General features: G+C 68.3%; 28 protein-coding genes. 15 read left to right on the top strand and 13 right to left on the bottom strand.

Translation table 11 applies throughout. The features are described 5' to 3' along the window. Positions 1-9: 9 nt before the first annotated feature. Positions 10-1,062: a LacI family DNA-binding transcriptional regulator gene (locus tag ACXC9Q_RS41280; protein WP_457062450.1), complete on the top strand. Its 1,053-nt coding sequence runs from the start codon at positions 10-12 to the stop codon at positions 1,060-1,062. Here ACXC9Q_RS41280 and ACXC9Q_RS41275 read toward each other — a convergent pair. Genes ACXC9Q_RS41275 through ACXC9Q_RS41265 form a run of 3 tightly spaced genes read right to left on the bottom strand, consistent with a single transcriptional unit; the run spans position 1,037 to position 5,005 of the window. After that, entirely contained in the window at positions 1,037-2,185 is a 1,149-nt protein-coding gene (locus tag ACXC9Q_RS41275; protein ID WP_457062448.1) for a CaiB/BaiF CoA transferase family protein, read from the bottom strand. The genes ACXC9Q_RS41280 and ACXC9Q_RS41275 overlap by 26 nt on opposite strands. Before the next feature lie 46 nt (positions 2,186-2,231). Beyond that, positions 2,232-3,185, bottom strand: a complete 954-nt coding sequence (locus ACXC9Q_RS41270) for an alpha/beta fold hydrolase (protein ID WP_457062447.1) — start codon at positions 3,183-3,185, stop codon at positions 2,232-2,234. Beyond that, a complete protein-coding gene (locus tag ACXC9Q_RS41265) occupies positions 3,182-5,005 on the bottom strand; it encodes a hypothetical protein (RefSeq protein WP_457062445.1) in 1,824 nt (607 codons plus the stop codon). Before ACXC9Q_RS41265 ends, ACXC9Q_RS41270 begins: the two co-directional genes overlap by 4 nt. 73 nt (positions 5,006-5,078) lie before the next feature. Between ACXC9Q_RS41265 and ACXC9Q_RS41260 the strand changes: the two genes are divergently transcribed. Next, positions 5,079-5,831 carry a MerR family transcriptional regulator gene (locus ACXC9Q_RS41260; protein ID WP_457062444.1) on the top strand — a complete coding sequence of 251 codons (753 nt, stop codon included), beginning with the start codon at positions 5,079-5,081 and terminating at the stop codon, positions 5,829-5,831. Positions 5,832-6,347: 516 nt separating this feature from the next. Continuing rightward, a complete protein-coding gene (locus ACXC9Q_RS41255) occupies positions 6,348-6,569 on the top strand; it encodes a hypothetical protein (RefSeq protein ID WP_329474477.1) in 222 nt (73 codons plus the stop codon). A gap of 91 nt (positions 6,570-6,660) precedes the next feature. On the opposite strand, the gene ACXC9Q_RS41250 is transcribed toward ACXC9Q_RS41255, so the two are convergent. The 3 genes from ACXC9Q_RS41250 to ACXC9Q_RS41240 are packed head-to-tail and all read right to left on the bottom strand — an operon-like array spanning position 6,661 to position 9,691. Then, entirely contained in the window at positions 6,661-6,864 is a 204-nt protein-coding gene (locus ACXC9Q_RS41250) for a hypothetical protein (protein ID WP_457062442.1), read from the bottom strand. Further along, the gene (locus tag ACXC9Q_RS41245) at positions 6,861-8,237 is read right to left on the bottom strand and encodes a hypothetical protein (protein ID WP_457062441.1); all 1,377 of its coding nucleotides are present in this window, start codon (positions 8,235-8,237) and stop codon (positions 6,861-6,863) included. Before ACXC9Q_RS41245 ends, ACXC9Q_RS41250 begins: the two co-directional genes overlap by 4 nt. Further along, the gene (locus ACXC9Q_RS41240; RefSeq protein WP_457062440.1) at positions 8,234-9,691 is read right to left on the bottom strand and encodes a flavin-containing monooxygenase; all 1,458 of its coding nucleotides are present in this window, start codon (positions 9,689-9,691) and stop codon (positions 8,234-8,236) included. Before ACXC9Q_RS41240 ends, ACXC9Q_RS41245 begins: the two co-directional genes overlap by 4 nt. Before the next feature lie 72 nt (positions 9,692-9,763). On the opposite strand from ACXC9Q_RS41240, the gene ACXC9Q_RS41235 reads away from it, so the two are divergent. The 4 genes from ACXC9Q_RS41235 to rox all read left to right on the top strand — a co-directional run bounded on the left by ACXC9Q_RS41235 (position 9,764) and on the right by rox (position 14,167). After that, complete coding sequence (locus ACXC9Q_RS41235; protein ID WP_457062438.1) at positions 9,764-10,417, top strand: TetR/AcrR family transcriptional regulator; 654 nt, start codon at positions 9,764-9,766, stop codon at positions 10,415-10,417. A gap of 51 nt (positions 10,418-10,468) precedes the next feature. Continuing rightward, entirely contained in the window at positions 10,469-10,936 is a 468-nt protein-coding gene (locus ACXC9Q_RS41230; RefSeq protein WP_457062437.1) for an HIT family protein, read from the top strand. 247 nt (positions 10,937-11,183) lie between these two features. Beyond that, positions 11,184-11,564, top strand: coding sequence for a hypothetical protein (locus tag ACXC9Q_RS41225; protein WP_457062435.1), 381 nt, complete (start codon positions 11,184-11,186; stop codon positions 11,562-11,564). Positions 11,565-12,739: 1,175 nt separating this feature from the next. After that, positions 12,740-14,167, top strand: a complete 1,428-nt coding sequence (gene rox / locus ACXC9Q_RS41220; protein ID WP_457062434.1) for a rifampin monooxygenase — start codon at positions 12,740-12,742, stop codon at positions 14,165-14,167. Positions 14,168-14,181: 14 nt separating this feature from the next. Here rox and ACXC9Q_RS41215 read toward each other — a convergent pair whose 3' ends face one another. After that, entirely contained in the window at positions 14,182-14,838 is a 657-nt protein-coding gene (locus tag ACXC9Q_RS41215) for a class I SAM-dependent DNA methyltransferase (protein WP_457062433.1), read from the bottom strand. Positions 14,839-15,061: 223 nt separating this feature from the next. Here ACXC9Q_RS41215 and ACXC9Q_RS41210 point away from each other — a divergent pair, with 223 nt between their 5' ends. The 8 genes from ACXC9Q_RS41210 to ACXC9Q_RS41175 all read left to right on the top strand — a co-directional run bounded on the left by ACXC9Q_RS41210 (position 15,062) and on the right by ACXC9Q_RS41175 (position 21,310). Continuing rightward, positions 15,062-15,781 (top strand): MFS transporter, encoded by a 720-nt coding sequence (locus ACXC9Q_RS41210; protein ID WP_457062432.1) that lies wholly within the window; start codon positions 15,062-15,064, stop codon positions 15,779-15,781. Next, a complete protein-coding gene (locus ACXC9Q_RS41205; RefSeq protein ID WP_457062430.1) occupies positions 15,727-16,362 on the top strand; it encodes an MFS transporter in 636 nt (211 codons plus the stop codon). Before ACXC9Q_RS41210 ends, ACXC9Q_RS41205 begins: the two co-directional genes overlap by 55 nt. 99 nt (positions 16,363-16,461) lie before the next feature. Then, positions 16,462-17,376, top strand: a complete 915-nt coding sequence (locus tag ACXC9Q_RS41200; protein ID WP_457062428.1) for an ABC transporter ATP-binding protein — start codon at positions 16,462-16,464, stop codon at positions 17,374-17,376. Continuing rightward, the gene (locus tag ACXC9Q_RS41195; protein WP_457062427.1) at positions 17,373-18,107 is read left to right on the top strand and encodes an ABC transporter permease; all 735 of its coding nucleotides are present in this window, start codon (positions 17,373-17,375) and stop codon (positions 18,105-18,107) included. Before ACXC9Q_RS41200 ends, ACXC9Q_RS41195 begins: the two co-directional genes overlap by 4 nt. Before the next feature lie 37 nt (positions 18,108-18,144). Beyond that, positions 18,145-19,269, top strand: coding sequence for a sensor histidine kinase (locus tag ACXC9Q_RS41190; protein WP_457062426.1), 1,125 nt, complete (start codon positions 18,145-18,147; stop codon positions 19,267-19,269). Beyond that, positions 19,266-19,874, top strand: coding sequence for a response regulator (locus ACXC9Q_RS41185; protein WP_457062424.1), 609 nt, complete (start codon positions 19,266-19,268; stop codon positions 19,872-19,874). The genes ACXC9Q_RS41190 and ACXC9Q_RS41185 overlap by 4 nt, the downstream gene beginning before the upstream one ends. 43 nt (positions 19,875-19,917) lie before the next feature. Next, entirely contained in the window at positions 19,918-21,015 is a 1,098-nt protein-coding gene (locus ACXC9Q_RS41180; protein WP_457062422.1) for a sulfite oxidase, read from the top strand. 79 nt (positions 21,016-21,094) lie between these two features. Further along, positions 21,095-21,310: a hypothetical protein gene (locus ACXC9Q_RS41175; protein ID WP_457062421.1), complete on the top strand. Its 216-nt coding sequence runs from the start codon at positions 21,095-21,097 to the stop codon at positions 21,308-21,310. A gap of 2 nt (positions 21,311-21,312) precedes the next feature. Here ACXC9Q_RS41175 and ACXC9Q_RS41170 read toward each other — a convergent pair whose 3' ends face one another. From ACXC9Q_RS41170 to ACXC9Q_RS41145, 6 genes are all read right to left on the bottom strand, one after another. Then, entirely contained in the window at positions 21,313-22,767 is a 1,455-nt protein-coding gene (locus ACXC9Q_RS41170; RefSeq protein ID WP_457062420.1) for a multicopper oxidase family protein, read from the bottom strand. Continuing rightward, positions 22,760-23,173 carry a hypothetical protein gene (locus tag ACXC9Q_RS41165; RefSeq protein WP_457062419.1) on the bottom strand — a complete coding sequence of 138 codons (414 nt, stop codon included), beginning with the start codon at positions 23,171-23,173 and terminating at the stop codon, positions 22,760-22,762. The genes ACXC9Q_RS41170 and ACXC9Q_RS41165 overlap by 8 nt, the downstream gene beginning before the upstream one ends. Next, on the bottom strand, positions 23,170-23,616 hold the full coding sequence (locus tag ACXC9Q_RS41160; RefSeq protein WP_457062418.1) for a DUF1707 SHOCT-like domain-containing protein: 447 nt from the start codon (positions 23,614-23,616) through the stop codon (positions 23,170-23,172). Before ACXC9Q_RS41160 ends, ACXC9Q_RS41165 begins: the two co-directional genes overlap by 4 nt. 170 nt (positions 23,617-23,786) lie before the next feature. After that, a complete protein-coding gene (locus ACXC9Q_RS41155; protein WP_457062417.1) occupies positions 23,787-25,142 on the bottom strand; it encodes an ABC transporter substrate-binding protein in 1,356 nt (451 codons plus the stop codon). 8 nt (positions 25,143-25,150) lie between these two features. Then, positions 25,151-26,035, bottom strand: a complete 885-nt coding sequence (locus ACXC9Q_RS41150; protein ID WP_457062415.1) for a carbohydrate ABC transporter permease — start codon at positions 26,033-26,035, stop codon at positions 25,151-25,153. Further along, positions 26,032-26,973 (bottom strand): carbohydrate ABC transporter permease, encoded by a 942-nt coding sequence (locus ACXC9Q_RS41145; protein ID WP_457062414.1) that lies wholly within the window; start codon positions 26,971-26,973, stop codon positions 26,032-26,034. The genes ACXC9Q_RS41150 and ACXC9Q_RS41145 overlap by 4 nt, the downstream gene beginning before the upstream one ends. Positions 26,974-26,991 lie beyond the last annotated feature (18 nt).

Below are 26,991 nucleotides of genomic sequence, written 5' to 3'. Positions count from 1 at the left end.
GGAGGTTGGATGACGGAGGTGCGGCGACCGACGTTGCGGGACATCGCGGCGGCGCTCGGGCTGTCGGTGAACACCGTGTCGCGCGCGCTCGGCGACAAGGACAGCGTCAGCGCGAGGACGCGCGCGGCCGTGCAGGCCGAAGCGGCCCGGATCGGGTACGTCCCGAACACGCTGGCCCGGTCGCTCGTGCTCGGCTCGGCCATGACGCTGGGCCTCGTCATCACCAACCCCTCGAACCCGTTCTACGCGCAATTGATCAGCAGCATCGAGCTCCGGGTCCGCGCCCAGGGGTACTCGTTGCTGCTGCTGGTCACCGACGAGAGTGCGGAGAACGAGCAGCGCGCCACCGACGCGTTGCTGCGGTCTGCGGTCGACGGCGCCGTGGTCGTACCGGTTCAGGCCGAGTGGGACCACTGGCGCCGGGTCCGCGACGCCGGCATCCCGCTGGTGTTCGTCAATCGCGATGTGCCCGAGCTCGACTGCGACATGGTCGGAGTGGACAACGAGCGCGGATCCTACGACGCAACCAGTCACCTGATCGCGGGTGGCGCACGGAGATTCCTCGTGCTGGAAGAGGATCTGCCCATCACGACGACCGCCGACCGCGTCACCGGCTTCCGCCGGGCGATGTCCGATGCCGGCTTGACGGTGGCCGACAACACGATCCGCGCCGTACCGACGAGGCGCTACGACTCTCTCGCCCTCCCCTGGCAGCCGGAGGAGGCCTATCGCTTCGCCCAGTCGATCCTGACCGACGGTCATCCAGATGCCATCGTCACCGGCAACGACTACTTCGCCCTGGGCCTCCTCCGGGTCCTGGCCGAGGCCGGGTTGGAGGTGCCGGGCGACGTTGCGGTCACCGGGTATGGCGACCACCCGTACGCGGCCTACCTGCAGACCCCGCTCACCACAGTCCGCCTCCCGGCTGCCGAGGTAGGAACCACCGCCGTCGACCTCCTCCTCCAACGGCTTCGCACAAGCACACAAGAGCGCCCACGCAAGACGCTGATCCGCCCGGAGCTCGTCGTCCGCGCGTCTACTCTGAGTCCAGCCAGGCTCTGACCGACTCGTTGTGCTCGCCGAGCCGTGGTGGTGGGAGGTTGGTCTCGCGGGCGCCGGCGTACGGCTGGTCGTCGAAGCGCAGCGGCGGACCGGGAAGCTGGATGCGGCCGAGGGTCGGGTGGTCGACCTCGATCAGCAGGCCCTGGGACTGTGTCTGCTCCCATTCGTAGACCTGCTGGAAGTCGCGGACCTTGCCGGCCGGAATCCCCTTGTCCGCAAGGCGTTCCAGCCACACGTCCGCCGACTCGGCCGCGAACGCCGCCTCGATCGCAGCCGTCAACTGGTCGCGATGCGCCACCCGCTGCGCGTTGACCGCGAACCGCTCGTCCTCCGGATCGAGCCCGACGATCGGCGCGAACGTCCGCCACTGCCCCTCGCTGCCGACCGCGACCTGGATGCTGTCGTCAGCGGTGCGATACATCCCGTACGGCGCGATCTGGGCATGGTGATTGCCGACCCGCTCGGGCAACTCGTGCGCCACCGTCCACTTCGTCCCGTGGAACGCGTGCACGCCGATCGTCGACGCGAGCAGGCTGGTCCGCACCACGCGGCCCTTGCCGGTGATCGATCGCTCGTGCAACGCCGCCAGCGCACCATAGGCGCCGTACATGCCAGCGAGCAGGTCCGCGATCGGAACGCCGACCTTCGTCGGCTCGACCGCGCCGGTGATGCTCATCAGACCGCCTTCGCCCTGCGCGATCTGGTCGTACCCGGCCCGCCCGCCGTCCGGACCGTCGTGCCCGAAGCCGGTGATCGACAGGATCACCAGGCCTGGGTTGAGCTCGTGCAGCTGCCCCGTGGAGAACCCGAGCCGATCGAGCACGCCCGGCCGGAAGTTCTCGATCAGCACGTCGGCCTTGCGGACCAGCTTGGTCAGGAACTCCTTGCCCTGATCCGATTTGAGGTCGGCGGTCACCGATTCCTTGTTCCGGTTCGCGGACAGGTAGTACGTCGACTCCCCTTCGACGAACGGCGGTCCCCAGCCGCGGCTGTCGTCCCCGCGCTCGGGCACCTCGACCTTGATCACCCGCGCGCCGAGGTCGCCGAGCATCATCGCCGCGTGTGGCCCGGCCAGGGCTCTGGTGAGGTCGACGACAACGACATCGGAGAGGAGGTTCTGCACGCCGCCACCCTAGGCGAGGACGCGCCGAGCAGCCGTGACGCGACTCTCAGGCTGACGCCTTGCGCGCCAGGGAGGCCAGGCGGTGGGTTACGTCGCGGGGGCGTTCCTGCATGAGCATGTGACCGGCGCCGGGGTACATCCACAGGCGTGCGGTCGGGAGCTCCGCGGCCATCCGGTTGGCGTGCCGGGGCGGGAGGAGCCGATCGCGGGTCCCGTGCATGATCTCGACCGGCACCTGGTCGAGCACCTTCAACGCGTGCGACCGCTCGTGCTGCAGGATCGCCTCGAAGAACCCGCCGTACGACGGCCCCGGCACCGCGGCCAGGTCCGCCAGGAACAGATCCACCTCGGCCGGGTCGACCTTCTTGCCGAACACCAACTGCTGCAGCGCGGGCCGCTGCAGCCGGGCCGCCAACGCACGCGATGCCAAGGCCCGGCGAGCGGCCCGTTGGGCGGCTCCGCGGAGTGCACGGCGTTCGATCCGGGCGCTGACCAGGTTCATCGCGCGGGGAGCGACCACCGCGGTTGCGGGGTCGAGACGTCTGGGGATGCCGAAGGCGCCCTCGGCGATGTGACCGGACGATGTGCTGACCAGGGCGGCGGCCCGGATTCGGGAGCCGAAGAGGTCGGGGTGGGCGTCGGCGAGGGCCATCAGGGTCATGCCACCCATCGAGTGACCGGCGTACACGACCGGGCCGTCGCCGACCACGGTGTCGAGCACCGTCACCAGGTCGTCGGCCAACTGCTCGATCCGCATCGAGCCCGGCGGCGCCGCGTCCGACCGCCCATGACCGCGGTGGTCGTAGCTGACGACCCGTACGGCGTCCGGCCCGAGGATCCGTGGCAGGTCCTCGACCTGGTTGTGCCACGACCGCGTCGAACACGTCCACCCGTGCACCAGCAGCACCGTCACCGGCGCGTCCACAGGTCCGGTCGTCTCGACGTTCAGCCGTACGCCGTCCGGCGTCGTCACGCCCGACCGCTCCAACTCGATCGTCACGCGCTCTCCCGTTCCCACTCGTCGGCGGCCAGATGAGCCGCACGCAACCGCCCGCCACGGGCTCCTCGTCCGACCAGCCAGGCGATCCCGGCGAGCTCGAGGAGCCCGACCACGCCCAGCAGGGCGTAGCCGCCGTTCCACATCCATCGTGGCACGTCGGTCCGCTCCTCGCGCCGCAGCACCTGTTGCTCGTTGATGAACTCGACCGGCTGCCCGTTCGACACCTGCACCGCAGGCTTCTCGATCGCCGCGTCCGCCGGCGCGTACACCCACGTCGCCACCAGGTCCCGCTGCCCCTGGTGCAGCCGGATCATCGACTTCCACTTGCCGTACATCGGCAGCGGGTCCGCCGACCGGTAGGTGCCATCGGCAACCTTCACCATCGGGTGCAGGATCATCCCGCCGCCCTGCCAGGCCATCGCCGAGAACCACCGTGCATCATCGGCCGCGTCACCCGGCTGCAGCACGACCGTGACGTACGCCGTCGGCTCGGCCCCCGTGGCCACCCGCTCCAACGACACCGTCCCGGACACCCCCGGCGCGGCCGACCGCGGCACGCAGAAGAACAACACAGCCAGTACGGCGATCAGCCCGGCGGCCCCGAGTTGGTGCGTACGGCGGATCGCGGCCGGCCGGGTGTACCGGATCCCGACCGCGCGTTCATCCCCCGCAACCTCGGCGTACCGGGTCGCGAGCCAGGCTCCGACCAGACCAGCGCCGGCTCCGACGACAACGCCGTACCCGAGGGCCGACGGGAGCATCGACGACGGCCACGCGATCGGCATCCAGACGTGACTCCAGGCGTACTCCGCGACCACGCCGACCGTGCCGATCAGGATGCCGGCGACCAGCCCGAGGCGGAAGCGGTTCTTGTTGCCCAGGGGAAACGCCACCACCTCTACCAGGATCGCCTCGACGATCAGCAGCGGGAAGTGCCCGACGATCTGACCGAGCGGCTGAGCGACGGCCCAGGCGATGCCGCCGCGGATCACCAGATACACCGCCAGCGCGGCGAACGTCGTACCGGGACCACGCCGCGCCCGCAGGATGGTGAACCCCATCGCGGCGCCGAACACGATCAGGATCGGCTGCAGGATCAGCGGGAACTGCGGCACCCCGTAGTTGAACTCGGTGCTGAACAGGTCCCACGCGATCAGCAACGCGCCGACCGACACGATCTCCTGGAACAGGCGGCGCTTGTTCAGGCCGATCAACTGCTCCACCTCGGCCAGCGCCAGCAGTCGCGCGAAGATCGAGAACACCACGCCGCCGATCATCAGCAAATGGGTCGGGCCCCACAGCGTGACGTCCTCGCCGAACAGGCGGTGCCACCCGTCGTCCAGCGGGAAACCGACCAGTGCGAACGTCCCGCACACCGTCACGAGCGCCGCACTGCAAGGGATCCGCCAGCCCTTGGTCAGCTTGATCGTGCGGGCCGGCAGCGGCTTGCCGGCCAGAGCGATCGGCACGACGCCGGAGATGATCACGCCGAGGATGCCGAAGAAGATCGGATAGTGCGCCGGCGTCCCGAACGGGCCGGTGTCACGGCCGCGGTCGATGTGCACCGCGATGTCCCACCAGACCCCGAACGCGCAGGCGAGCAGCGACACGGCGTGCAGGTACGGCGTCAGCGCGGCCCATCGGGGGACTCCGTCCAGTCTCCCGATGGTGTCCGCAAGCCGTCCTACCAGCGTGACGCGCCCGGTCCGTTCCTGCCACAGCAGGACGGCGAGTGCGACGTACATCAACGAGACCAGTCCGGTGACGATCGCGATCTGGTCGAACGTCGCCGTACCGGTGGTCGCCAGTGGGATCGCCATGACGGTCTCCTTAGATCCTTCATCGCTGATGTTACATCGGCTATGTAACGTTGAGTCTGGAAGACTGTCAAGGGTGGACCAGAAGCCGGACGGGGACCTCACCGTCGACCAGCTCGCCGCCAAGGTGGGCATGACGGTGCGGAACGTGCGCGCGTACGCCGGGCGCGGCCTGATTCCGCCGCCCCGCCTGGCCGGCCGGACCGGGTACTACGACCAGGACCATGTGGCCCGGCTCACGCTGGTCCGCGAGCTGCTCGGCAAGGGCTACACACTGGCCGCGGTCGAGCGGATGATGAGCGAGCTGCCCGACGGCGCGCTGGCGCTGGGCGTTTTCGAGACCCTGGTGAACCCGTGGACCCCGGCCGAGCCCGAGGTGCTCGACGAGTTCCAGCTGGCGGAGCGGGCCGGCGTACCGCACGATCCCGCGGTGATCGATCAGCTCGTCGAGCTCGGGATCGCCGAGCGCCAGGACGACGGCCGGCTCCGCATCTCGAACCCGGACCTGCTCCGCACCGGCCTCGAGGTGATCAAGCTCGGCGTCCCGATGCAGGCGATCTTCGAGATGCTCCCCAAGCTCTTCGCCCAGGCCGACGCGGTCGCGAAGACGTACGTCGAACTGTTCCGCAGCACCGTCTGGCGCGACTTCGCCGACGCCGGCCTTCCCGCCGACGGCTGGCCCGAGATCCAGCGCACCCTGGAAGGCATCATCCCGCTGGCCGGCCAGGCGCTGGTCGCCGCGTTCCGCGAAGCCATGGCCCGCGAGATCGAACAGGTCGCCTACGAGGAACTCGGCCTGGACCCCAAGGGTCTTCCCTCAGCCGGCTAGACCCGATCGCGCGGGTCGGCGTCCTGCGGCGGTTGCGGAGCCCCAGTGAGGTGAGCCCTGCGACGAGGACGGCGGCGGCCGCGATCAGGGTCGCACGGCGAGGCCGGCATCACGGCGACCAGGAAGGCGATGAGCAAACCTCCTAGCACCATGAACGTAGTCACGATCACCTAGTGCCCGCCCTGCGTACGCCGGAAACCACCCGGCCCGGTCTCGTCCCCTAGTGACCCCTGGACGTATCACCAGGGGTAGCTAGGGACTCAGATAGGTAAAGATCCGCATGTGCAGGACGGGCCTTACTTGGGACTGTTCTCTTACCAGGAACTCGAGGGCGGATCAGTCCCACCGCCCGCAGCAGGCAGGAGCACGACGATGCGTCAGATTCAGATCCGCCGGCGGCCGCGCACCACGACCACGACCACCCGCCGTCAGACGAAGGACCTCGACCTCCGTACGCCGTCCGGCCGCCCGCTGCCGTTCTGATCCCGTCCGCCTGTCCCCCGGAAGCCCACGACCATGAAGCTCAGACTGCACGTCCACCACGCGTTCACCGGCGGCTGGTGCGCCGACATCGACGACGACCTCGACCGCCAGCCCGACGACCCGTACTGGTGCGTCGACCAGTGGCCCACCCTCCAGGAAGCAATCGCCGCCGGCTGCGCCCAACTGGCCAGGCTCGCCACCACCACCCACCTCACCCGAGTCAGCGGCTACGCCGAACACGCCCTCGCCGCGTGAGCACTCTGTACCCGAAGAACGGGTAGTAGTGCCTCCCGCCGGGGGCCGGCAGGCGTGGGCGAGCCATCAACTCCCCCGGCTCGGGCGACCACTACCCGTTCTTCGGTACGGCGTCAGCCGGCCGGGGCTCGTCCTCGGATGGCAGGTCGCCGAGGTCGGCGTCCCAGTCGTCGTGGTCGTCGTCGGGGAGGCTCGCCTCGTTGCGGCGAGCGATCCGGATGAACGCGACGATCAGCAGGATCGGCCCGAGCACCATCGCCGTCTCCGGGACACCACCCATGTGCAGCGCGATCATGACGTCGTCACCAGCGCGATCCCGCCGGCCGTGAACGCGACCATCGCCGCCAGCATCGGGTACTGCGCCCGCCGCAACTGCCGACGCCGGAAGAGCTCCGCAGCGCGATCGTGCGCGGACACGACCCCAAGTACGTGTCCGAGCACGATCGCGCCGATCTGGACCCCCGCGATCAACCCTGTGCCGAGGAACGCGTAGTCGATCCGCGTCCCGCTCGTGCCGAGCAGATCCCATCCACGCCCGAACGGGTCTGTCGCCAGCAGCACGCCCTCCTGCCCCTGGAACATCGCGAACGAGAAGTAATGCGCCACCGCGTACCCGATCGCGATCGGCACCAGCGAATGGACGAACGCCCCCGGCAACCCGGCCACCCCGAGAGCGCCCGACCGGACCCGCGCCGATCCCGTCGTCCGCGCCGCCAGCACGAACAACCCCGCGACGATCGCGACCGCAACCATCAGACCGACCGTGTGTACGACGATGTGCTGCGTCCGACCGAGGTCGCCGGTCAGGCGCGTCCAGGCCGACCACCGCGAGATCCCGTCGAAGGCCGTTGACCCGAGCAACAAACACAGCAATCCGACGATGCCCGGCTGCTGGGGCATCGTAGCCAGTCCGGCCAGCGGATTCCGCAGTTCCAGCGGCCCGTCGGCGCCTCGACCGAACGGACTCAGTCGCGCGAGCACTTCGGCGTACACCTCGAAGCTGTCGCCGATCCTGAACCAGGCCGGCCCATAAACGATGCCTGCGGCAACATTCACCAGTGCGTAGCCGGTCACGAAGACCGCGACGACGAGCGGCTCGGAGCCGTCCGGGTACGCGAGTTCGAGCCAGAGGAATCCGGCCAGCCCGACGACCGCCGGCCAATACGCGATCCCCTCCGGCAACTTCCGGTACGACGACCGCCGGGCCAGGCCCGCGATCGTGCGCAACGGGTTGGCCAGCCGCCAGATCGGGCCGCAGAGCAGGGAGAGCGGGATGATGCCGACCCAGATCCACACGTACAACCAGGTCGGCGCCGGGTTCAGCGCCGGCGAACTGCTGCCGAACCATGCGGCGCCGAGCAGCATCACCAGCACTGCCAGACCGGCCAGCTTCAGCACCCAGCGAGTCGTGCGATTGTCGACAATCCCCGTGATGACAATCAGCGAACGCCCGGCGGCGACGTCGAATCGCGGCCGCGACCAGAACGCGGCGAGGGCGAAGAACGAGACGGCGACGGCCGCACCGGCAGAGTAGATCGCCAGCCAGAGCGGCACCGGCAGATCGCCACGACCGCCGATCCCGTGCAGCGGCAGCAACAACTCCACCACGGCAACGCCCTCCGATCCGCCAGGTATCTGACCGATCGAATGTAACACGGTCGATGTCACATAGCGAGGGTCTGATATTCCGCGGGATTGAAGTGCCGGGTCAACTGCCGGAACCGGAAGGTGAACGACGGCCAGAGCGTGGTGTTGCGGCCCTGCGCGTCGAGGTACCAACTGGTGCAGCCGCCGCGGGTCCAGACCGTGTTGCGCATCGACGACCGGACGCCGTCGACGAAGGCACGCTGCACCTCCGGCCGCACCTCGACCTCCCGCAGCTCCTGGGCATCCATCGTCTTCAGAGCGTCCAGGATGTAGGCGATCTGGGACTCGATCATGAACACCATGGAGCTGTGGCCGAGGCCGGTATTGGGGCCGATCAGCAGGAAGAAGTTCGGGAAGCCGGAGACCGCCGTACCGAGATGGGCCTCCATGCCGCCGGACCAGGCTTCGCGCAGTGAGAGACCGTCGCGGCCGTGGACCATGTCCATCACCGGTAGGTCGGTGACCCGGAAGCCGGTGCCGTAGATGATCGTGTCGACCTCGTGCTTCACGCCGTCCTCGGTGATGATCCCGGTCGGGGTGACCTCGGCGATCCCGTCGGTGACGACCTCGACGTTCGGCTGCACGATCGCCGGGTAGTAGTCGTCGGAGATCAGCACGCGCTTGCAACCCAGGGTGAAGTCAGGGGTCAGCTTCGCCCGCAGCAGCGGGTCGCGGACCTGATGGGTGAGGTGCCTCTCGGCCACCTTCTGCGCCTGCTTCATGATCGCCGGCAGCTTCGCGAACCCGAGCACCATCGACTCGCGACCCCAGTAGATCCCGGCCCGGACAGCCTTCTGCGCCAGCGGGAACCGACGGAACACCGCCTTCTCCACCTCGGTGATCTTGCGGTCCGGCCGCGGCATCACCCACGGCGGCGTCCGCTGGAACAGACGCAGTTCCTCGACCTCGGGCTGGATCGCCGGCACGAACTGGATCGCCGACGCACCGGTCCCGATCACCGCGACCTTCCGGCCACTCAGGTCCAGCTCGTGGTCCCACTGCGCCGAGTGGAAGACCTCGCCCTCGAACGACTCGACCCCAGGAAGCTTCGGGTACGACGGTTCCGCGAGCGGACCCATCCCGGACAGCAGCACGTCCGCGACGAACTCACCTTGACTCGTCTGGATCCGCCAGCGACCGTCCTCCCATCGCGCGGTCTCGACCACATGCCCGAAGCGGATGTGCGGGCGGATGCCGAACCGGTCGGTGACCTTGCGCAGGTAGTCCTCGATCTCGGGCTGGGGTGAGAACGTCGACGACCACTCCGGGTTGGGCGCGAAGGAGAACGAGTACAGGTGCGACGGCACGTCACACCGGCAGCCCGGGTAGGTGTTGTCCCGCCAGGTCCCGCCGACGTCGTCCGCACGCTCCAGTACGACGAAGTCGTCGTACCCGGCCTGCTTGAGCCGGACCGCCATCCCGATCCCGGCGAACCCGGTCCCGACCACCACGATCCGGTGTTGCGTGCTCTCCATCAGCCCTCCAGTCGAGCCCGCCTCGAGCAACTTACTCCCAGTAAGTTACTCGGAGTCAGTTAGACTGCGCAAGTGACCCCGACCACGGACCAGACGGCGGCCGACGTACCGGTGAAGCGGCGGCGCAACCGGGCCGCGCGGGAACGGGAGATCCTCGAGGCGGCGGAGCGGATCTTCGGCGAGCGGGGGTATCAGGGCACGTCGATGGACGACGTCGCCGCCGAGGTCGGGGTGTCGAAGCCGCTGATCTACCAGTACTACGGCTCGAAGGACGGCCTGTTCCTCGCCTGCCTGGCGCGACTCCGGGCTCAGCTGCTGGAGACCGTCGCCGATGCGGTGATGGCGGCCCGCGATCCCGAGGACGCGCTGTACGCCGGATTCGTCGCCTGGTTCCAGTTCCTCGACGATCACCCGCAGGCCTGGTCGGTCCTGATCGACGAAGGCATGCTCTCCACCAACCCGGCGGCCGGCCCCGCGACCGCCGCGACCGACGAGGTCCGCGCCGCCTTCATCGAACTCATCTCCACGATGGTCCGGATGAACCTCCCACCCGGCCGCACCGCCGACGACGAGGAGATCGAGATCGTTGCCCAAAGCATCTCCGGCGCCACCGAACGCCTAGCCATCTGGCGCAGCCGCACCCCCACCCCACCCACCCCCGAGAAGGTTGCCCGCACCCTCCAAAACCTCCTCTGGCAAGGCCTCCAAACCCTCCGCAACACCTGACCGAACCAGCAGACAAGCGCCCCAGTCGGCCACCGCCCAGAGGAGTCGTGAATGTTCAATCACGAGCCGGCTGATTACGAGTGCCCGTTCTGCCGACTAGCGTCCGGGGGCGAAGATCACCTGACCAGCCAGGACGACGTCGTCCTGCGGACGGACCGGACCCTGTCCTTCGTTGCGTCCCGCTGGTGGCCGAACAACCGGGGACACGTGCTAGTGGTACCGACCGCGCACTATGAGAATCTCTACGACCTGCCGGCACCCGATGGTCACGCCGTTCACGACGCCGTCCGAGAGATCGCCATCGCCATTCGTCACACCTACGGCTGCGAAGGCATCTCCACCAGACAACACAATGAACCAGCCGGCTACCAGGACGCGTGGCACTACCACGTCCACGTCTTCCCGCGGTACCCCGACGACAACCTCTACAACACCACCCACCTCGCCGACCCAGCGACCGCGGAAGAACGCCAACCCTACGTACGTCGCCTGCGCCCACACCTCGCATCTGTGCACTGACAGCGGAAGGTTGGCCAGTGGTCTGCGAGTGGTGCGCTGTGCCACCGCCACTTGGTGCCCACGTCAGGCAGTCCGGGAGCGAGATCCGGCCGGTTGCCCATTGGAGCGCGGCCCAGGGATCGAGGTCTGCTGAGTGGAGTGACGCGCGCTCGGCCTGCCGGTCCGGGAACATGCGGGCGAGGACCCACGCGCAGACGTCCTGCGGCGGCTCGAACGGCAGACCGAGACCGGCCGCGATGTCGCCGCCGTGGACGAGCAGTTCGATGCAGCCCATGCCGGCGGTCCCTTCGGCGTCGGCCATCCCGTACGGATGGAAACCGCGGTCGGGCGGCTTCGCCGCGCGTACGACGGCCGACTCGAGGCGACCGCTCGCCTCGAGGAGTTCCAGAACCTGGGGATTGGTGGAGTCCTCGATCGCGTGCGAGAAGAAGCGCACGTAGTGCGCGGGAGCGCGGCTGGCGAGCTGCATCGCGTAGGCCAGTTGGCAATGCGCGACGTGTTCAGCGGTGAAACGGCACGACCAGTCGAGCGAACCGGCTGGTGCCTGCCAGTCCCGACCAGTCCCGGGGATGAGCGCGGCGACCACGCTGTCGACTGCCCGATCCAGATTGTCGGCCGGCTGCACTGAATCCTCCGTTTGCTGTAGCTCCCGAGAGCTTAGCGGGGACCCGTGGACCGGTGCGGCGCTCGTCCCAGGATCCCCGCTCCTGCCTGAGCCCACCCTGCAACTTCGGGGGATATCCGGCTCTTCCGTCGTTTCCGCGGGTCGCTCGCTGACGGCGGCGGAGCGGGTGGCACCGACGTTCGTTCGCGTCCTTCGCGTCCCGGGCCGTCGGCCGTGTTCTGTCGGCTGCCGCCGCCAGGGTTGACAGGGGTGGGGAGGATCTCGCCCCGGATCGGGGGGGAGGATCCTCCCCAGGCTGGACCGGCCGGCCGGCCGGAGTCCTGGGGCTCGGTCCCGACGGCCGACATTCGCGACCGCGACTACTGGGACGAGGCCGGCCCGTGGGTCTCGACCTTGGGCGGACGTGGGGCACTCACTAACCCGGTCGGTCGGCCGCCGAGTGCTCGCGGCCAAGCGGGGCATCGCCGGCATCGCGCCGCTTGGTGAGTGGCGCAGGTCCGCACACCGGACCGGCATCGCCAAACCCGCCACTGCCACCGCCACCGCCACCGGGGCGGGGTATGGCGGACTCCCAGGCCATCACAATCACCGAGACGCCGCGATCGCCCGTGGGAGACCTTCGTCCTGACCGCGTTGTGATGGCCTGGCGATCCGATCGACGCCGCGCAACAGCCACGCAACCGACCAGAGCGCCGGATATCCCCGCGCGTTGTGTTCTCCCCTGGTGCACCAACGGAGAACCCACAACGGCAGCGGATAACCCGTGACACGGACGCCGTCGCGGGGCGCCGGACCGGTCGGCATGCACGGATCCAGGCTTAGGCGACTTCCTGCACGAGGCACCACGTGATCCTGGGGCTCACGCGAAGCCCAGGACGCGGGCTCGTCGGTGGAGTGTGGACGGAGAATTGGTTGACCGTGGCAACTTCCCGGCTGATGGTGAGGCTTCGGGAGTGGGCTTGTCCAGCCACGGCGGCGGACAAAAAGGAAGGCAAGGAGCTCACACTCCTTGCCACTACTAACTTATAACGCACCCCGGGGCTTGCCGCAAGGCCGGGGTTGTGCTGGAGAATCTCCAGCCGAAGCCGGAAAGCCGTGCGAATTCAGGGATGCGCGAAGGACGTGCGCCTGCGCGAGCAGCTGGCTGAAAGTGCAACCTGTCGAAACTTGGGGGTTTCGTGATTGACGTGATCATTGCCGGTGGTGGACCGACTGGCATGATGCTGGCGAGTGAGTTGCGGCTGCACGGCGTACACGTGGTTGTGGTGGAGAAGGACGTGGAGCCGACCAAGGTCGAGCGCTCGACCGGACTGCACGTGCGCAGCATCGAGGTGATGGACCAGCGCGGATTGCTGGAGCGGTTCCTCGCCCTCGGGAAGCAGTACCCGGTCGGTGCGTTCGTCGGCATCCGCAAGCCGCCGCCGGACCGGCTGGACACCGCGCACGCGTACATCCTCGGCATCCCGCAGACCACGACCGACCGCCTGCTGGCCGAGCACGCCGCCGAGGTCGGCACCGAGATCCGGCGCGGGTGCGAACTGGTCGGGCTGAGCCAGGACGACGACGGCGTCACCGTCGAGCTGGCCGACGGCACGCAGCTGCGCTCGCGCTACCTCGTCGGCTGCGACGGCGGCCGCAGTACGGTGCGCAAGCTGCTCGGCGTCGCCTTCCCCGGCGAGCCGAGCACGGTCGAGACACTCCTCGGAGAGATGGCGTTGACCGCGTCGCCCGAGACACTGGCCGAAGCGAACGAGGAGATCCGCAAGACCCAACTGCGGTTCGGCACCGCACCCGTCGAGGACGGGTTCTACCGCGTCGTCGTACCCGCCGAGGGATTGGCCGAGGACCCGCGGGTCCCGCCGACTTTCGAGGAGGTCAAGCGGCAGTTGCGAGTGACCGCCGGCACGGACTTCGGCGCGCACTCACCGCGCTGGCTCTCCCGCTTCGGCGACGCCACCCGGCTGGCCGAGCGCTACCGGACCGGCCGCGTGCTGCTGGCCGGCGACGCGGCCCACATCCACCCGCCGGCCGGCGGGCAAGGCCTCAATCTCGGCGTCCAGGACGCGTTCAATCTCGGCTGGAAGCTGGCGGCCGAGGTCAACGGCTGGGCGCCCGAGGGCCTGCTGGACAGCTATCACACCGAACGGCACCCGGTCGCCGCCGACGTACTGGACCTCACCCGCGCCCAGATGGAACTGATGGCCCTCGAGCCAGGTCCCCAGGCCGTACGGCGACTGTTGACGCAGCTCATGGACTTCGAAGACGTCCACCGCTACCTGGTCGAGAGGATCGCCGCGATCGGGATCCGCTACGACTTCGGCAAGGGAGACGAACTTCTCGGTCGCCGTCTCCGCGACGTACAACTCAAACGCGGCCACCTCTACGCCCAGATGCATGCCGGCCGAGGCCTGCTCCTCGACCAAACCGGCAGCCTCTCGGTCGAAGGCTGGGCAGACCGGGTCGACCACATCGTCGACACCACTGAGGAACTCGACATCCCCAGAGCGGCCCTCCTACGCCCCGACGGCCACGTCGCGTGGATCGGCGAAGACCAGCAAGACCTCGTCACCCATCTCCCCCGGTGGTTCGGCCCCGCCACCACCTGACCGCCGAAGATTCGTTATCGATCGACAGGTAGACGCCGCGCGACGATGGCGGCATGGGGTCGTTTCCCGTCAGCGCGGGTTTCCGTCGCTTCGACCTGAAAGCCCGATGCCGCCAGCCGCTGCGACATCTCTTCGACCGACCAGAAGTAGGCGGTCGTCACAGTGTGCGCGAACGGCTCGACCTGGGCGCCTTCGACCATCCCGAGCAACAGACTGCCACCGTCGCACAGGCATCGTGCGAACTCGTCGAGGATGCGGGGGACGTCGTCCGGATACGTGTGGATGATCGAGTACCACGACAGGATCCCCGCCACCGAGCGATCGGGTACGCCGAGGTTCGTCAGCTCCCCGACACGATAGGGAACGGCGGGAAACCGCGAGCGGGCGATGTCCACGAACCGCGGCACAAGATCGACACCCTCGACGTCACAGCCCTGCCGGCTCAGAAAGTCAGTCCACTGCCCCGGCCCGCACCCGGCGTCGATGATGCGGCCCGTGATCCCACCGGCCCACTGGGACACCAGCTTGCGGTCCAGTTGGTGCATAGCCTCCGTCGAGGCGAACAGGTCGGCGTACTCCTCCGCCCACCGACCATACGCATCCCGCACATCATCCACAGCCACAGGCAAACCCCTGACAACCCGACAATAGATTTCACGATGCCGCCCCATCGCTACGGCGCAGACCCTGAGACGGCACGACATGCTCCCACGTCCGCGAGCCACCGCCGGAACCTCCCGATCGCCGCGATGCGGCCGCCCGGCCGGCTTGGTCGGGCGCGGACACGACAGGAGAGCCCGAAAAGCAGTCGCAACTTCGATGATCGTCGCAGAAACTTGACGGGCAAATCGACGTGGTTGCCGACGTTGCTGGAGCGAGAGAAAAGGCGGTTGGATGGACGCCGAGACGGTTGCCTCGCGCAAGCGCGCGCCCGCACCACGACGTACGCCGGTTGGCGGTCTGCTGCGGACACGGAACTTCGGCTTGTTCTGGGCCGGCGAGTCGACCAGCGGATTCGGCTCGGCGATCACGACGGTGGCCCTGCCCCTAGTGGCGGTGTCCACCCTGCACGCGGGCACCAGCATGGTGGCGCTGCTGACAGCGGCGAACTGGGCACCGTTTCTGGTGATCGGGCTCCCGGCCGGGGCGTGGGTCGATCGGTGGCCGAGTCGACGCGTCTTGCTGGCCGCCGATCTCGTGTCGGCGGTGGTGCTGGCCGGTGTCCCGACCGCGGCCTGGACCGGAGTACTCACCATGGGCATGCTGCTGGCGGCAGCGCTGCTCGCCGGTATCGCCAAGGTGTTCTTCGACCTTGCGTACAACGCTTTTCTGCCCGATCTGCTGGCCCCCGAGGACCTGCTCGAGGGCAACTCCAAACTGCAGACCAGCGCGTCGGCGGCCGAGCTCGCGGGTCCAGGCCTCGGGGGGCTGTTGGCCCACGCTGCCGGCGCGGTCTGCGGGATCCTCATCGACGCGCTGACGTTCCTGGTCTCGGCGGCCTGCTTGGCGGGCCTGCGGGCCCGGCCTGAGAAGCGGCGAAACCGGGTCGGTGATCTGGCGTGTTCCGTCAGATCGCCGAGGGTTTCGGGTTCATCCGGCGCGAGAGCTTCCTAGTGGCGATGACCGTGATGGCGGCGATCGGCAACTTCGCGATGATGGGGCTGACCGCACTGCGGGTCGTCTACCTGGTGCGTACCGAAGGCGCGAGTCCGGGCACCGTGGGACTGGTGATGGGTGCGAGCAGCCTCGGCGGCATCCTGGGCGCCGTGCTCGCCTCCCGGATCGTGCGCCGCTTCGGCAACGCACGCGCCTACCTGGTGTCGAATCTCGCGATCGCGCCGTTCATCCTGCTCCTTCCGGCAGCCGGTTCCGGGTGGCGGCTGTCGCTGTTCGCGGCCGGATCCCTCGTGGTGCTGACCGGCTCCACAGTCTCGAACATCATCACCGCCACCTTCCGCGGAAGCTACGTCCCCGTTCAGCTGCTCGGCCGGGTCACAGCGTCCTCTCGGTTCCTCGTCTTCGGCACAGCCCCGCTCGGCGCGGCGACCGCCGGAGCGTTGGCGACCACCTTCGGAATCCGAACCGCCATGTGGGCACTGGCAATCCTGTTCGCCTTCACCCGCACCCTCCCACTGGCCACATCGATCCGCCCCTTGCGCGACTTCCCCACCTACCGTGTCACCTCCCTGGGCTGACCCCTGAGAGGCGACCCTGAGGGGTGGCTGACGGATGTCATGGGTGGGTCGTGACGGTCGATCCAGGGGCTGACCGGCGTACGACGGGAAGCTTTCGGCATGACGACAACGACTGCGGTCAGCCTGCGGGGTGTGACCAAGAAATATGGGACGGTGCAGGCGGTTGCCGGGGTGGATCTGACCATCCGGTCCGGTGAAGTGGTGGCGTTGCTGGGGCCGAACGGCGCGGGCAAGTCGACCACGATCGAGATGCTGCTCGGCCTGGTCAAGCCGGACCAGGGCAGCGTCCAGGTGTACGACGGGACGCCGGTCGACGCGATCGCGCAGGGCACCATCGGGGTGATGTTGCAGAGCGGCGGGATCATCGAGGACGCGAAGGTCGGCGAACTGATGAACCTCGTGGCCGGCCTGCACAAGAAGCCGATGCCCGTGAGCGAGGCGCTCGAGCGGGCCGGGATCGCGGACCTGACGGACCGGAAGATCAAGGGCCTGTCCGGCGGCCAGAAGCAGCGGGTGCGGTTCGCGATGGCGATCATCCCGCAGCCTGACCTGATCGTCCTGGACGAGCCGACCACCGGCATGGACGTCGAGTCCCGGCGCGACTTCTGGGCGTCGATGCACGCCGAGACCGCGCGCGGCCGCACGGTCCTGTTCGCGACCCACTACCTGGAAGAGGCCGACGCGTACGCCGACCGCGTGGTGCTGATGCGGAACGGCAAAGTCGTTGCCGACGGCACCGCTGCGCAGATCAAGGCGAGCGTGTCCGGCCGGACCATCCGCGCGACCGTTCCCGGAGCCGACCTGGCGGCGCTTGCATCGCTCCCCGGCGTACGGAACGTCGAGACCCGCGGCGAGGTCGTCCTGCTCCAGTGCGCGAACTCGGACGACACCCTGCGCTACCTGCTGGACAACACGTCAGCCCACGACATCGAAGTCACCTCCGCCGACCTCGAGGACGCGGTCCTCGCGATCAGCGCAGGCAGTGACCTTCAAGAACGGGAGAGCCTGGCATGAACCGCGACTACCTGATCTTCGACATCCGCCGCACACTGCGGAACCGGCGGGTGCTGATCTTCTCGATCCTGATGCCCCTGGTGCTGTTCGTGATCTTCGGTACGACGATCCCGAAGGACGCCAACGAGGCCGGCATCTCCGCGATCGCCTACGTGATGGTGAGTATGGCGATGTTCGGCTCGATGTCCGCGGCGATGAGCAGCGGTGGTGTGATCGCGGCCGAGCGCGACGGCGGCTGGAACCGGACGCTCCGGCTCACCCCGCTGAAGCCGCAGGCCTACGTCGCCACCAAGGTGATCCTGTCGCTGCTGCTGGCGATCCCGCCGCTGCTGGTCGTCTTCATCTCCGGCATGACCTTCGGCCACGTGCACCTGAGCATGAACCAGTGGGCCACGGTCGCGCTGGTGTCCTGGCTCGGCGCCCTGCCGTTCGCCGCCCTCGGCCTGGTCATCGGGTACGTCGCCAAGCCGGACAGCGTGCAGCCGATCACCGGACTGAGCACGATGCTGATCGCGGCCTTCGGCGGACTGTGGTTGCCGGTCAGCCAGATGCCGTCGGCGATGAAGCACATCGCCCAGCTGACCCCGGCGTACTGGACCAGTCAGACCTCACGCAGCGCGCTGACGCAGAGCGGCCTGGACACCCACGCGCTGCTGGTGGTGCTCGGCTGGACCGTCGTCCTCGGCTTCATCGGCCTCCGCCGGTTCCGCGCCGACACCGCGCGGGCCTGAGCGCGGGAGCCCATCGAGGGGCACTACCGTGAAGTTCATGAAGACTCCGCCAACCCTGCTGGACGGCCTGGGCCGCGATCGGCCCGGGCCCAACCGGTGGGGTTGGCTGGCGGCCGGGATCTGGTTGTTCTACCTGTCCCAGCCGTTCGAGGCGATCCTCCAGCACCACGGTGCGACCCGGGTGATGGGGCTGATCGTCCTCTTCCTCTTCGCGCTCTCGTACATCGCGTTCTTCGGCTGGCTCCGCCGGGTCGGCCTCGCCGGTGGGCTGCCGACCTGGCAGCGGCTGGCGTACCTGGCCGGGATGCTCGCCCTGTGCTTCCTGATGCTGCCGTCGGCCGGTCAGAAGGCGCTCACCTGCCTGGTCTACATCGCCGCGATCGCGATGATGACGCTCGACGTCCGGATCGCCGTGGTCATCGTCGCCCTCCTGCTCGGTGGCGCCGAGCTCTCGATGCGGCTGGTGCCGGGCTGGAGCGACGACGGCAGCTACGGGTTCGCGATCTTCCTCGGCGCGCTGGCGGTGTTCGGCCTGCGGCGCGCGATCCAGCGCAGTATCGAACTGAATGCCACCCGGCAGGACATGGCCAAGCTGGCCGTCCAGGAGGAGCGGAACCGGTTCGCCCGGGATCTGCACGACATCCTCGGCCACTCGCTCACCGTGATCACGGTGAAGGCTGAGCTGGCCGGCAAGTTGATCGAGGCCAACCCAGGGCGGGCCGCGGCCGAGGTGGCCGATGTGGAGAGTCTGGCGCGGGCGGCACTGGCCGATGTCCGGGCCGCGGTCGCGGGCTACCGCGAGCTGAGTCTGGCCGGTGAGCTGGTGTCGGCGCGGGCCGCGCTGCAGGCGGCCGAGATCAAGCCGGATCTGCCGACCACGATGGACGAGGTGCCGGAGGAGAACCGCGAACTGTTCGCCTGGGTGGTCCGCGAAGGCGTGACGAACGTCGTCCGCCACTCGGGCGCGAAGCGCTGCACGATCCGCATCAACGCCACGCAGATCGAAGTACTGGACGACGGGAAGGGCCCGACGCCCGGCGGCGGCGCGTCCGGGCACGGGCTCGTGGGGTTGCGCGAGCGGGCGGACCAGGCGGGCGCGAGTCTGCAGGTCGGCCAGGCGCCGGGTGGCGGTTTCCGGCTAGCTGTCAGGGTGGGCCAGTGAGCATTCGACTGCTGATCGCCGACGACCAGGCGCTGGTCCGTGGAGCCCTGGCCGCGTTGCTGGATCTCGAGCCCGACCTGGAGGTGGTGTCCGAGGTCGGCCGCGGCGACGAGGTGATCGAGGCGGCGAGGGCGACCAAGCCGGACGTCGCGTTGCTCGACGTCGAGATGCCTGGACTGGACGGGATCGAGGCCGCCTCCGCGCTGCGGGCCGCCGTACCGGGGGTTCGGGTGCTGATGGTGACCACCTTCGGCCGGCCCGGGTACCTGCGCCGCGCGATGGAGGCCGGTGCGGCCGGTTTCGTCGTGAAGGACACCCCGGCGACCCAGCTGGCAGACGCCGTACGGCGGGTGCACCAAGGGCTCCGCGTGGTCGACCCCTCACTCGCCGCCGAGACCCTGGTCGCGGGGACGAGCCCGCTCACCGGCCGCGAATCCGACGTACTGCGGGCCGCCCGCGAAGGCGGCACGGTCGCCGACATTGCCAAGGAGCTCCACCTCTCCGAAGGCACCGTCCGCAACCATCTCTCCGCCGCCATCGGCAAGACCGGCGCCCGCACCCGAGCCGAAGCCGCCCGCATCGCCCTCGACAACGGTTGGTTGTAGCCGGTCCGGACCTCTAGGCTGATGCCAAGGGGAGGAATGTGCGATGTCGATCGAGCAGTTCAGTGTGCGGGGGCGGTTGGCGGACACCGGTGAGGGCATCACCGGGGACGAGTTGCAACTGGCGGCGCGGAACCACGGGATGCCGTTGGAGAGCCTGCGGTACGACGTGACGCCGCCGGGACTGCACTACGTCCTGGTGCATTACGACATCCCGGCAACCAATGCGGGCACTTGGCGACTCGAGGTGGACGGGTGCGTCGAGGAGCCGTTGTCGTTCGGGCTGACGGAGCTGCGCGCGATGGGGCGCCGTACCGTCCGGGTGACTTTGGAGTGCGCAGGCAACGGTCGGGCCGCGCTGCACCCGCGGCCGATCAGCCAGCCCTGGTTGACCGAAGCCGTCGGTACGGCGGAGTGGACCGGCGTGCCGGTGTCCGATCTGTTCCGGGCGGCGGGGATTCGCGAGGATGCTGTGGACGTCGTGTTCACCGGCGCGGATCACGGTGTGGAGCGTGGGGTCGAGCAGGACTACCAGCGCGGGCTGTCGCTGACCGAGGCGATCGACTCGGGCGCGATCGTGGCGTGGGAGATGAACGGGCAGCCGCTGCCGCCGCAACACGGTTATCCGCTGCGCCTCGTCGTACCGGGGTGGTACGGGATGGCAAGCGTCAAATGGCTGCGGTCGATCGAGCTGATCGACCACGAGTTCGACGGGTTCCAGAATGCGGTCGCGTACCGGATCCGGAAGGACGCGGATGATCCCGGTGAGGCGGTGACGCGGATCGAGCCGCGGGCGCTGCTCGTCCCGCCGGGCTTCCCGGACTTCATGAGCCGGCACCGGTTCGTTGCCGCTGGCACCGTTCCGCTGTTCGGCCGGGCCTGGTCCGGCTGGGCCCCGATCGAACGGGTCGAGGTCAGCACCGACGCCGGCGTGAACTGGCACGAGGCCACGTTGGATGCCCTCGGCAACGACGAGCTCGCGTGGCGGGCCTTCGCCTACGACTGGGAGGCCACGCCGGGCGAGCACGTGCTCACGGTTCGCGCGTACGACGCCAGCGGCCGCGAGCAACCCATCGAGGCCGACTGGAACCGCGGCGGCTTCGCCAACAACACCGCCCAGCGGATCACCGTCCTGGTGACCTGAACCGCGTGTCGTTCGCGCGTTCCGCCGTACTCGCGTCACATCCTGAAGAGGTACACGGTCTCACTCCAGGAGTGGTGCGGTGAACGAACTGGGCACGGACATCCACCTGCACGCGCGGATCTTCCGAACCGCCGGCGAGTGGTACGCCGACATCGACGACGAACTCGACCCACAGCCGGACAACCCGCTCTGGTACGGCTCCTACACCACCCAACGCGCCGCCATCGACGCCGCCTGCACGCGGATCGCCGCCATGCACCTGACGCAGACGCACATCGAGCAACAAGCCTCCTGACCTCACTCAGGTTCGTTGTGGGATTCGCCGCCGACGCGGTAGGGGGTTGTAATGCCTTCGTACATGAGGTGGGTGATCAGGCCTTGGGAGGCGTGCGGCAGGTTGTGGCAGTGGTCCATCCAGAGGCCGGGGTTGTCGGCGACGAAGGCGATCTCGTAGGTCTCCTTGTTGCCCACCTCGAGGGTGTCGATCCACCAGGGTGAGCCAGTGGCGCGGACGCCGTTGCGGGACAGGACGACGGCGTGGTGGCCGTGCAGGTGCATCGGATGCGCCTGGCCGCTGGTGTTGGCGATCGTCATCCGGACAATGTCGCCCTCGGCAACCATGAACATCGGTACGTCGGGAAACTTGTGCCCGTTGATCGTCCACCACAACCCCGGCTTCCCGTCGAGGAACCCAGGCCGCCGCCCGATCCGGTACTCGAAGTTCCGATCAGCGCCGGCCGGGTCGAACCCGAGCGGCGCCGGCGTGCCGTAGGTCAGCAGATCAACTGTCTCCCCCGGCAACTCGCCGGTCGGAGCGTCACCAGGACCGATCCCCAGCGACGTCGCCGCGGCACCCGCCACCAACCGCATCCCGCCGGCCGGAACGACCGCCTCCAGATCCACCCGAGCCCCAGCAGCCAACGGGTACGCCGCGGTCACCGGACTCGGCCCGTGAACGTCCCGCCCGTCCACCGCGACCACCTTGTACGGCGTCCCGAGCAGACCGACCCGCAGGATCGCGTTGTCGGTGTTGATCACCCGCACGCGCGCCGTCGTACCCGCCGGGAGATCGACGCGGCCACTTCCCGTCCGCCCGTTGATCGTCCGCTTCCCGTTGTACGTATGGATCGCGGCCACGACCTCACCGGGCGCCGACGGTGCGATCACGATCGCCCCGAACAGCCCGCCCTTCACCTCATCACTCGACACCTGATGCGAGTGGTACCAGTACGTCCCGGCCTGCTCGGCCCTGAAGCGGTACACGAACTTCCCACCCACCGGTACGGCGTCCTGCGTCACGCCGGCGACCCCGTCCTCGGCATTGGGTACGTCGATCCCGTGCCAGTGCAGCGTGGCACCATCGGGAACGGACTCGTTCACCAGAGTCACCTGGACCAACTCGCCGACGCGAGCCCGGATCAGCGGACCCGGCGACGTCCCGTTGAGCGTGTAGCCGTCGACCGTCTCGCCGCTGGCCAGCTGGAACTTCTGCTTCCGCGCGATCAGCGTCACCGCGACATCCGGCGTACCGGTCGTAGGCCCGGTCAGGTCCTTGACGCTCATCGCACCGTGGTGGTGCGCGTGCCCATCCGAAGACCCGCCACCGTAGTCGGCGTACCCCATCTCGGCCGCGTTGTACGAGCCCGGGACGAGGCTGGTCACCCAGAGATACCCCAGCGGTACGAGTACCGCCAGGGTGATCCCCAGAGCGACCAGCAGGCCCCACCGGCGCCGCGGTTTCGGCTCAGGCACTGGCCACAGTCTGCTTCGGTACGACGGCCCGTCGCGCCGCAGCACCCGCCACACCGGCGATCACCAGACCGTTGATGCCGTGCAGGACTCCGAGCGCCGGCACCCCGAAGGAGACCACGGCGAGGAGGAATTGGACGACGACCAGGCCGACCACGATCCCGGCCAGCATCCGGCCGCGAGGAACATCGGTCAGGAAGGACACGATCAGGAAGACCAGCGCGAGCAGGGCGATCACCATCCCGGCGATGCTGTGGTAGGCCTGCCCGAAGTTGCTGTAGTCCGCCCCGATCGACGTCCCGTCGTCGGCGTCCTTGGCGATGGTGAATCCGCTCAGCGCGATCGACGCGACCTGCAGCACGACCGCCACCGCGATCAGCTGACCGAGCACCCGGTAGACGGCCCTCATGCCCGCCGCTCCATCCGCCGCTTGCGGATGACGACGACCGCGGCCACGATCAGCGCGATCGGCAGCGCCGGCGGATGCCCGGCTCCGACCACACACGCGATCGACGCCAGCACCCCGACCACGCCGAGCGCGATCAGCAACGGGACCGGCAGCTTGCCGATCCGCCCACGAGCCGCCGCCCACTCCGGCCGCTGCCCTCCGAACGGCGGACGCGGACCTGTCTGGCCGGCCTGCTGCTGGCCGGCCTGCTGTGTTCCTGGCAGGTCGCTGAACAAAGCGGCCAGATCGGTGTCGGTCTTCGCTTCCAGTGCACGGCCGACGCGCTCGGCGTGTTCCTCGGCGCTGAGGCGACCGGCTTCGTAGTGCTCGCCCAGACGCTTGACCGCGTCCTCGCGTTCGCTGTCGCCGATGCGGATCGGTCCGCCCGGCCTCTCGTCGCTCATGACACTCCTCGGTGCTCGTGGTTCTTGCGATTGCACCAAGGTTGTCGTTCGAACCACCCTCACCGCGTCGCCCGGGCGGCGACACCTCACCTACCCCCGGAGGAGCACACTGCGCCGCACGACGCAGGACGACGTACTCCCCCGGGCGTAGGCGGGACCCGGGTAAACCCTCAGGCGTTGGCCGAGAGGATCTTGTTCACATCGTTGTTGGCCTTGCTCAGGGAACCCGGATCAGCCTCGAACGACATCACCGCGTCCATCGCCGGCGTCATCACCGCGGTCACGTCCGCCGCGTTCGGGTTGGCCGGGTACGGGAACACGTTCCCCGCCTCGACCGGCTCCAGGAACGGCGTGACGTCCCAGCCGTTCTTCGCGAACGCCGCCTTCGCCGCCGGCATGCTCGCCGCCACCGCCGGGAACACGACACCCGCCTTGGCGACGATGTCCTGCGCCGTCTGCGAGCCGAGGAACTTCACCCAGGCCCACGACGCCTCCCGCCGGGTCGTACCGGCCCAGATGGTGTCCGCGAGACCGTTCATCATCGACATCCGTTTCCCGATCGGGCCGATCGGCAGCCTGGCCAGCTTGGTCTTCACCTGCTTCAGCCCGCCGTAGGTCCCGAGCATCCAGGAGCCGTTCGGGGTCATCCCGTACTTCCCCGCACCGAAGCTCGTGGTGACGTCCACCCCGGACTTCGCCTGCGCGTACGTCGGCATGTACCCCTTGGTGATGAGTCCGCGCCACCACCCGATCGTGTCGGTGAACTTCGGGTCGCCGTAGAAGAACTTCGTCCCCCAGGGCTCGCCCTCGGAGTACTTCCAGCCGTTGATCGCGGCGTACCAGCTCCAGCTGGTCTGACCGTCGCCACCGCCGGCATCGGCGTACCCGAGTCCGTAGACCTTGACGTCGTCCTTGTCGAACCCGGGCTGGTCACCGCGGCGGCCCTTGGAGTCGACCGTCAGCCGGCGGACGATCTGCTCGAGCGTGCCGCCGTCCTGCGGGTTCCAGGTCATCGAGTTCAGCTGCTCGGTGCTGATTCCAGCCGCCTCGGTGAACGCGCTGTTGTAGAAGTAGACCTCGGTGTCCCAGTCCTTCGGCAGGCCGTACCGCTTGCCGTCGGCCCCGATCCAGCGATCCGCCAGGCCCTTCTGGTAGATGCTCAGGTCAACATTGTCCTTGGCGACATAGTCATCGATCGGCAGCACCTGGCCCTTGTCGGCGAACAGCGGATACTTCGACGAGTGCCCGGTGAACACATCCGGCGCGGTGTCGGAGATGAACCCGGTCACCAGCTTCGACCAGTAGTCGTTCCAGCCGTACTGCTCGATCTTCACGCTGTACTGCGGGTTCTGCTCGTGGAACACCTTCGCGCACTCGGTGTACATCGGCAGCTGGGCCGAGTCCCACAGCCAGTAGATGACCTCACCCTGACCACGCGCGGCGGCTCCGTTGTTGCACCCGGCAACCGCCGACCCGGCGAGTCCGGCCAGCCCGGCCTTCAGCAACGTCCTTCTCGAGAGTTTCATCGGATACCTCACTTGATCCCGGAGAAGCCGATGGAGTTGGTGATCCGCTTGGCGAACGCGAGGAACAGCACGATCATCGGCAGTGCCGCGATCAGCGTCGCCGCCATCAGCCCGGCCCAGTCCGGCCCACCCTGCGGAGTCTGCGACCGGAACACCCCGAGCGCGACGGTCAGCACCCGGACGTTCTCCTGCTGACCCACCAGCAGCGGCCAGAAGTAGTCGTTCCAGGAGTTGATGTACGTCAGGATCCCCAAGGTGGCGATCGGCGCCGCACTCATCGGGATGATCAGCCCGAAGAAGATCCGCCGGTGCCCGGCGCCGTCGATCATCGCCGCCTCCTCCAGTTCCCGGTTGATGCCGAGGAAGAACTGGCGCAGGAAGAAGATCGCGAACGGCGTCATGAACGCCCCTGGCAGGATGATGCCGGCGAAGCTGTTCAGCAGTCCGAGGTTCTTGATCAGCACGAAGTTCGGCAGCGTGGTGAAGATCGGCGGCACCATCAGCGCGGCCAGGAACAGCGCGAACACCTTGTCCCGGCCCGGCCAGCGCAGCCGGGCGAACGCGTACGCCGCCATCGCGCTGAAGAACACCTGGCAGACCGTCGTAATCGTTGCCACGACCAACGAGTTGCGCAGGTACAGCCAGAAGTTGACGGCCGCACCGGACCCGCCTTGCGCCTGCGCCTCCTCGATCGTCGACAGCCCGAGCACCCGCTTGAACGCGCCGAGGGTGGACTCCACCGGCAGCAGCGAGCTCGGGTGGCCGGGGAGCTGGGTGTTGTCGGACAGCGCCGTACGCAACATCCAGTAGAACGGGAACAGCGTGACGATCAGCAGCACGACCAGGAAGATCCAGGCGACGGTGCGACCGACGTTGAGTTCCTTCCTTCTCATGCCAGATCACTCTCCTTCGCGCGCAGCAGGCGGAGCTGCAGCAAGGAGACCAGCGCGAGGATCGCGAACAGCATCAGCGCCATCGCGGAGGCGTACCCGAAGTCGAAGCGGGTGAAGGCCCGCTCGTAGATGTAGTAGTAGATCACCCGGGTCGCGTTGATCGGACCGCCTTGTGTGGTCACCGCGACGGTGTCGAAGATCTGGAACGACCCGATCATGGTGACCACCAGGACCATCACCAGAACAGGTCGCAGCAGCGGCAGCGTGATCCGCCAGAACGTCTTCCACTCGGTCGATCCGTCCACCTCGGCCGCCTCGTAGACGTACGCCGGAATCGTCTGCAGCCCGGCGAACACCAGCAGGGCCGTGTAGCCCATGTGCCGCCAGACGTTGATGCCCGCGACCGTCGGGATCGCCCAGTGCGAGTCGCCGAAGAACGCGACCGGGTCGATCCCGATCCAGTGCAGGCCCTGGTTCACGATGCCGACCTGGAAGTCGAGCATCCAGTACCAGACCAGCGCGACGACCACGTTCGCGACCAGGTACGGCAGCAGGATCGCCGCCCGGATCGTGATCGACTTGGTCAGCCGGTACATCAGCATCGCGATGACGACCGCCAGGACCGTCTGCACGCCGATGTTGATCACGACGTACTCGACCGTGACCGCCAGGGCGTTCCAGAAGAAGCTGTCCTGGACCATCCGGCGGTAGTTGTCCAGCCCGTTGAACTGCGGTGCGGAGAGCAGGCTGTACTCGGTGAAGCTCAGGTAGGCGCCGCGCAGGGTCGGCCAGATGTAGAAGACGACGAAGCCCAGGGTCGCCGGGGCCAGGAAGATCATCGCGACCTTCAGGTCCCCCAGACTTCGCCGCCGACTCGGCGCCTCCGGATCCCCGCGACGGTTCTGCTGATGGGGCGGTGCATTGGTCGTCACGGTCACGGGGATCTCCTCCTTGGT

The sequence above is a fragment of the Kribbella sp. CWNU-51 genome, from assembly GCF_054073265.1.
The sequence above is the reverse complement of the archived record's forward strand: the minus strand, read 5'-3'. Positions and strand labels throughout refer to the sequence as shown.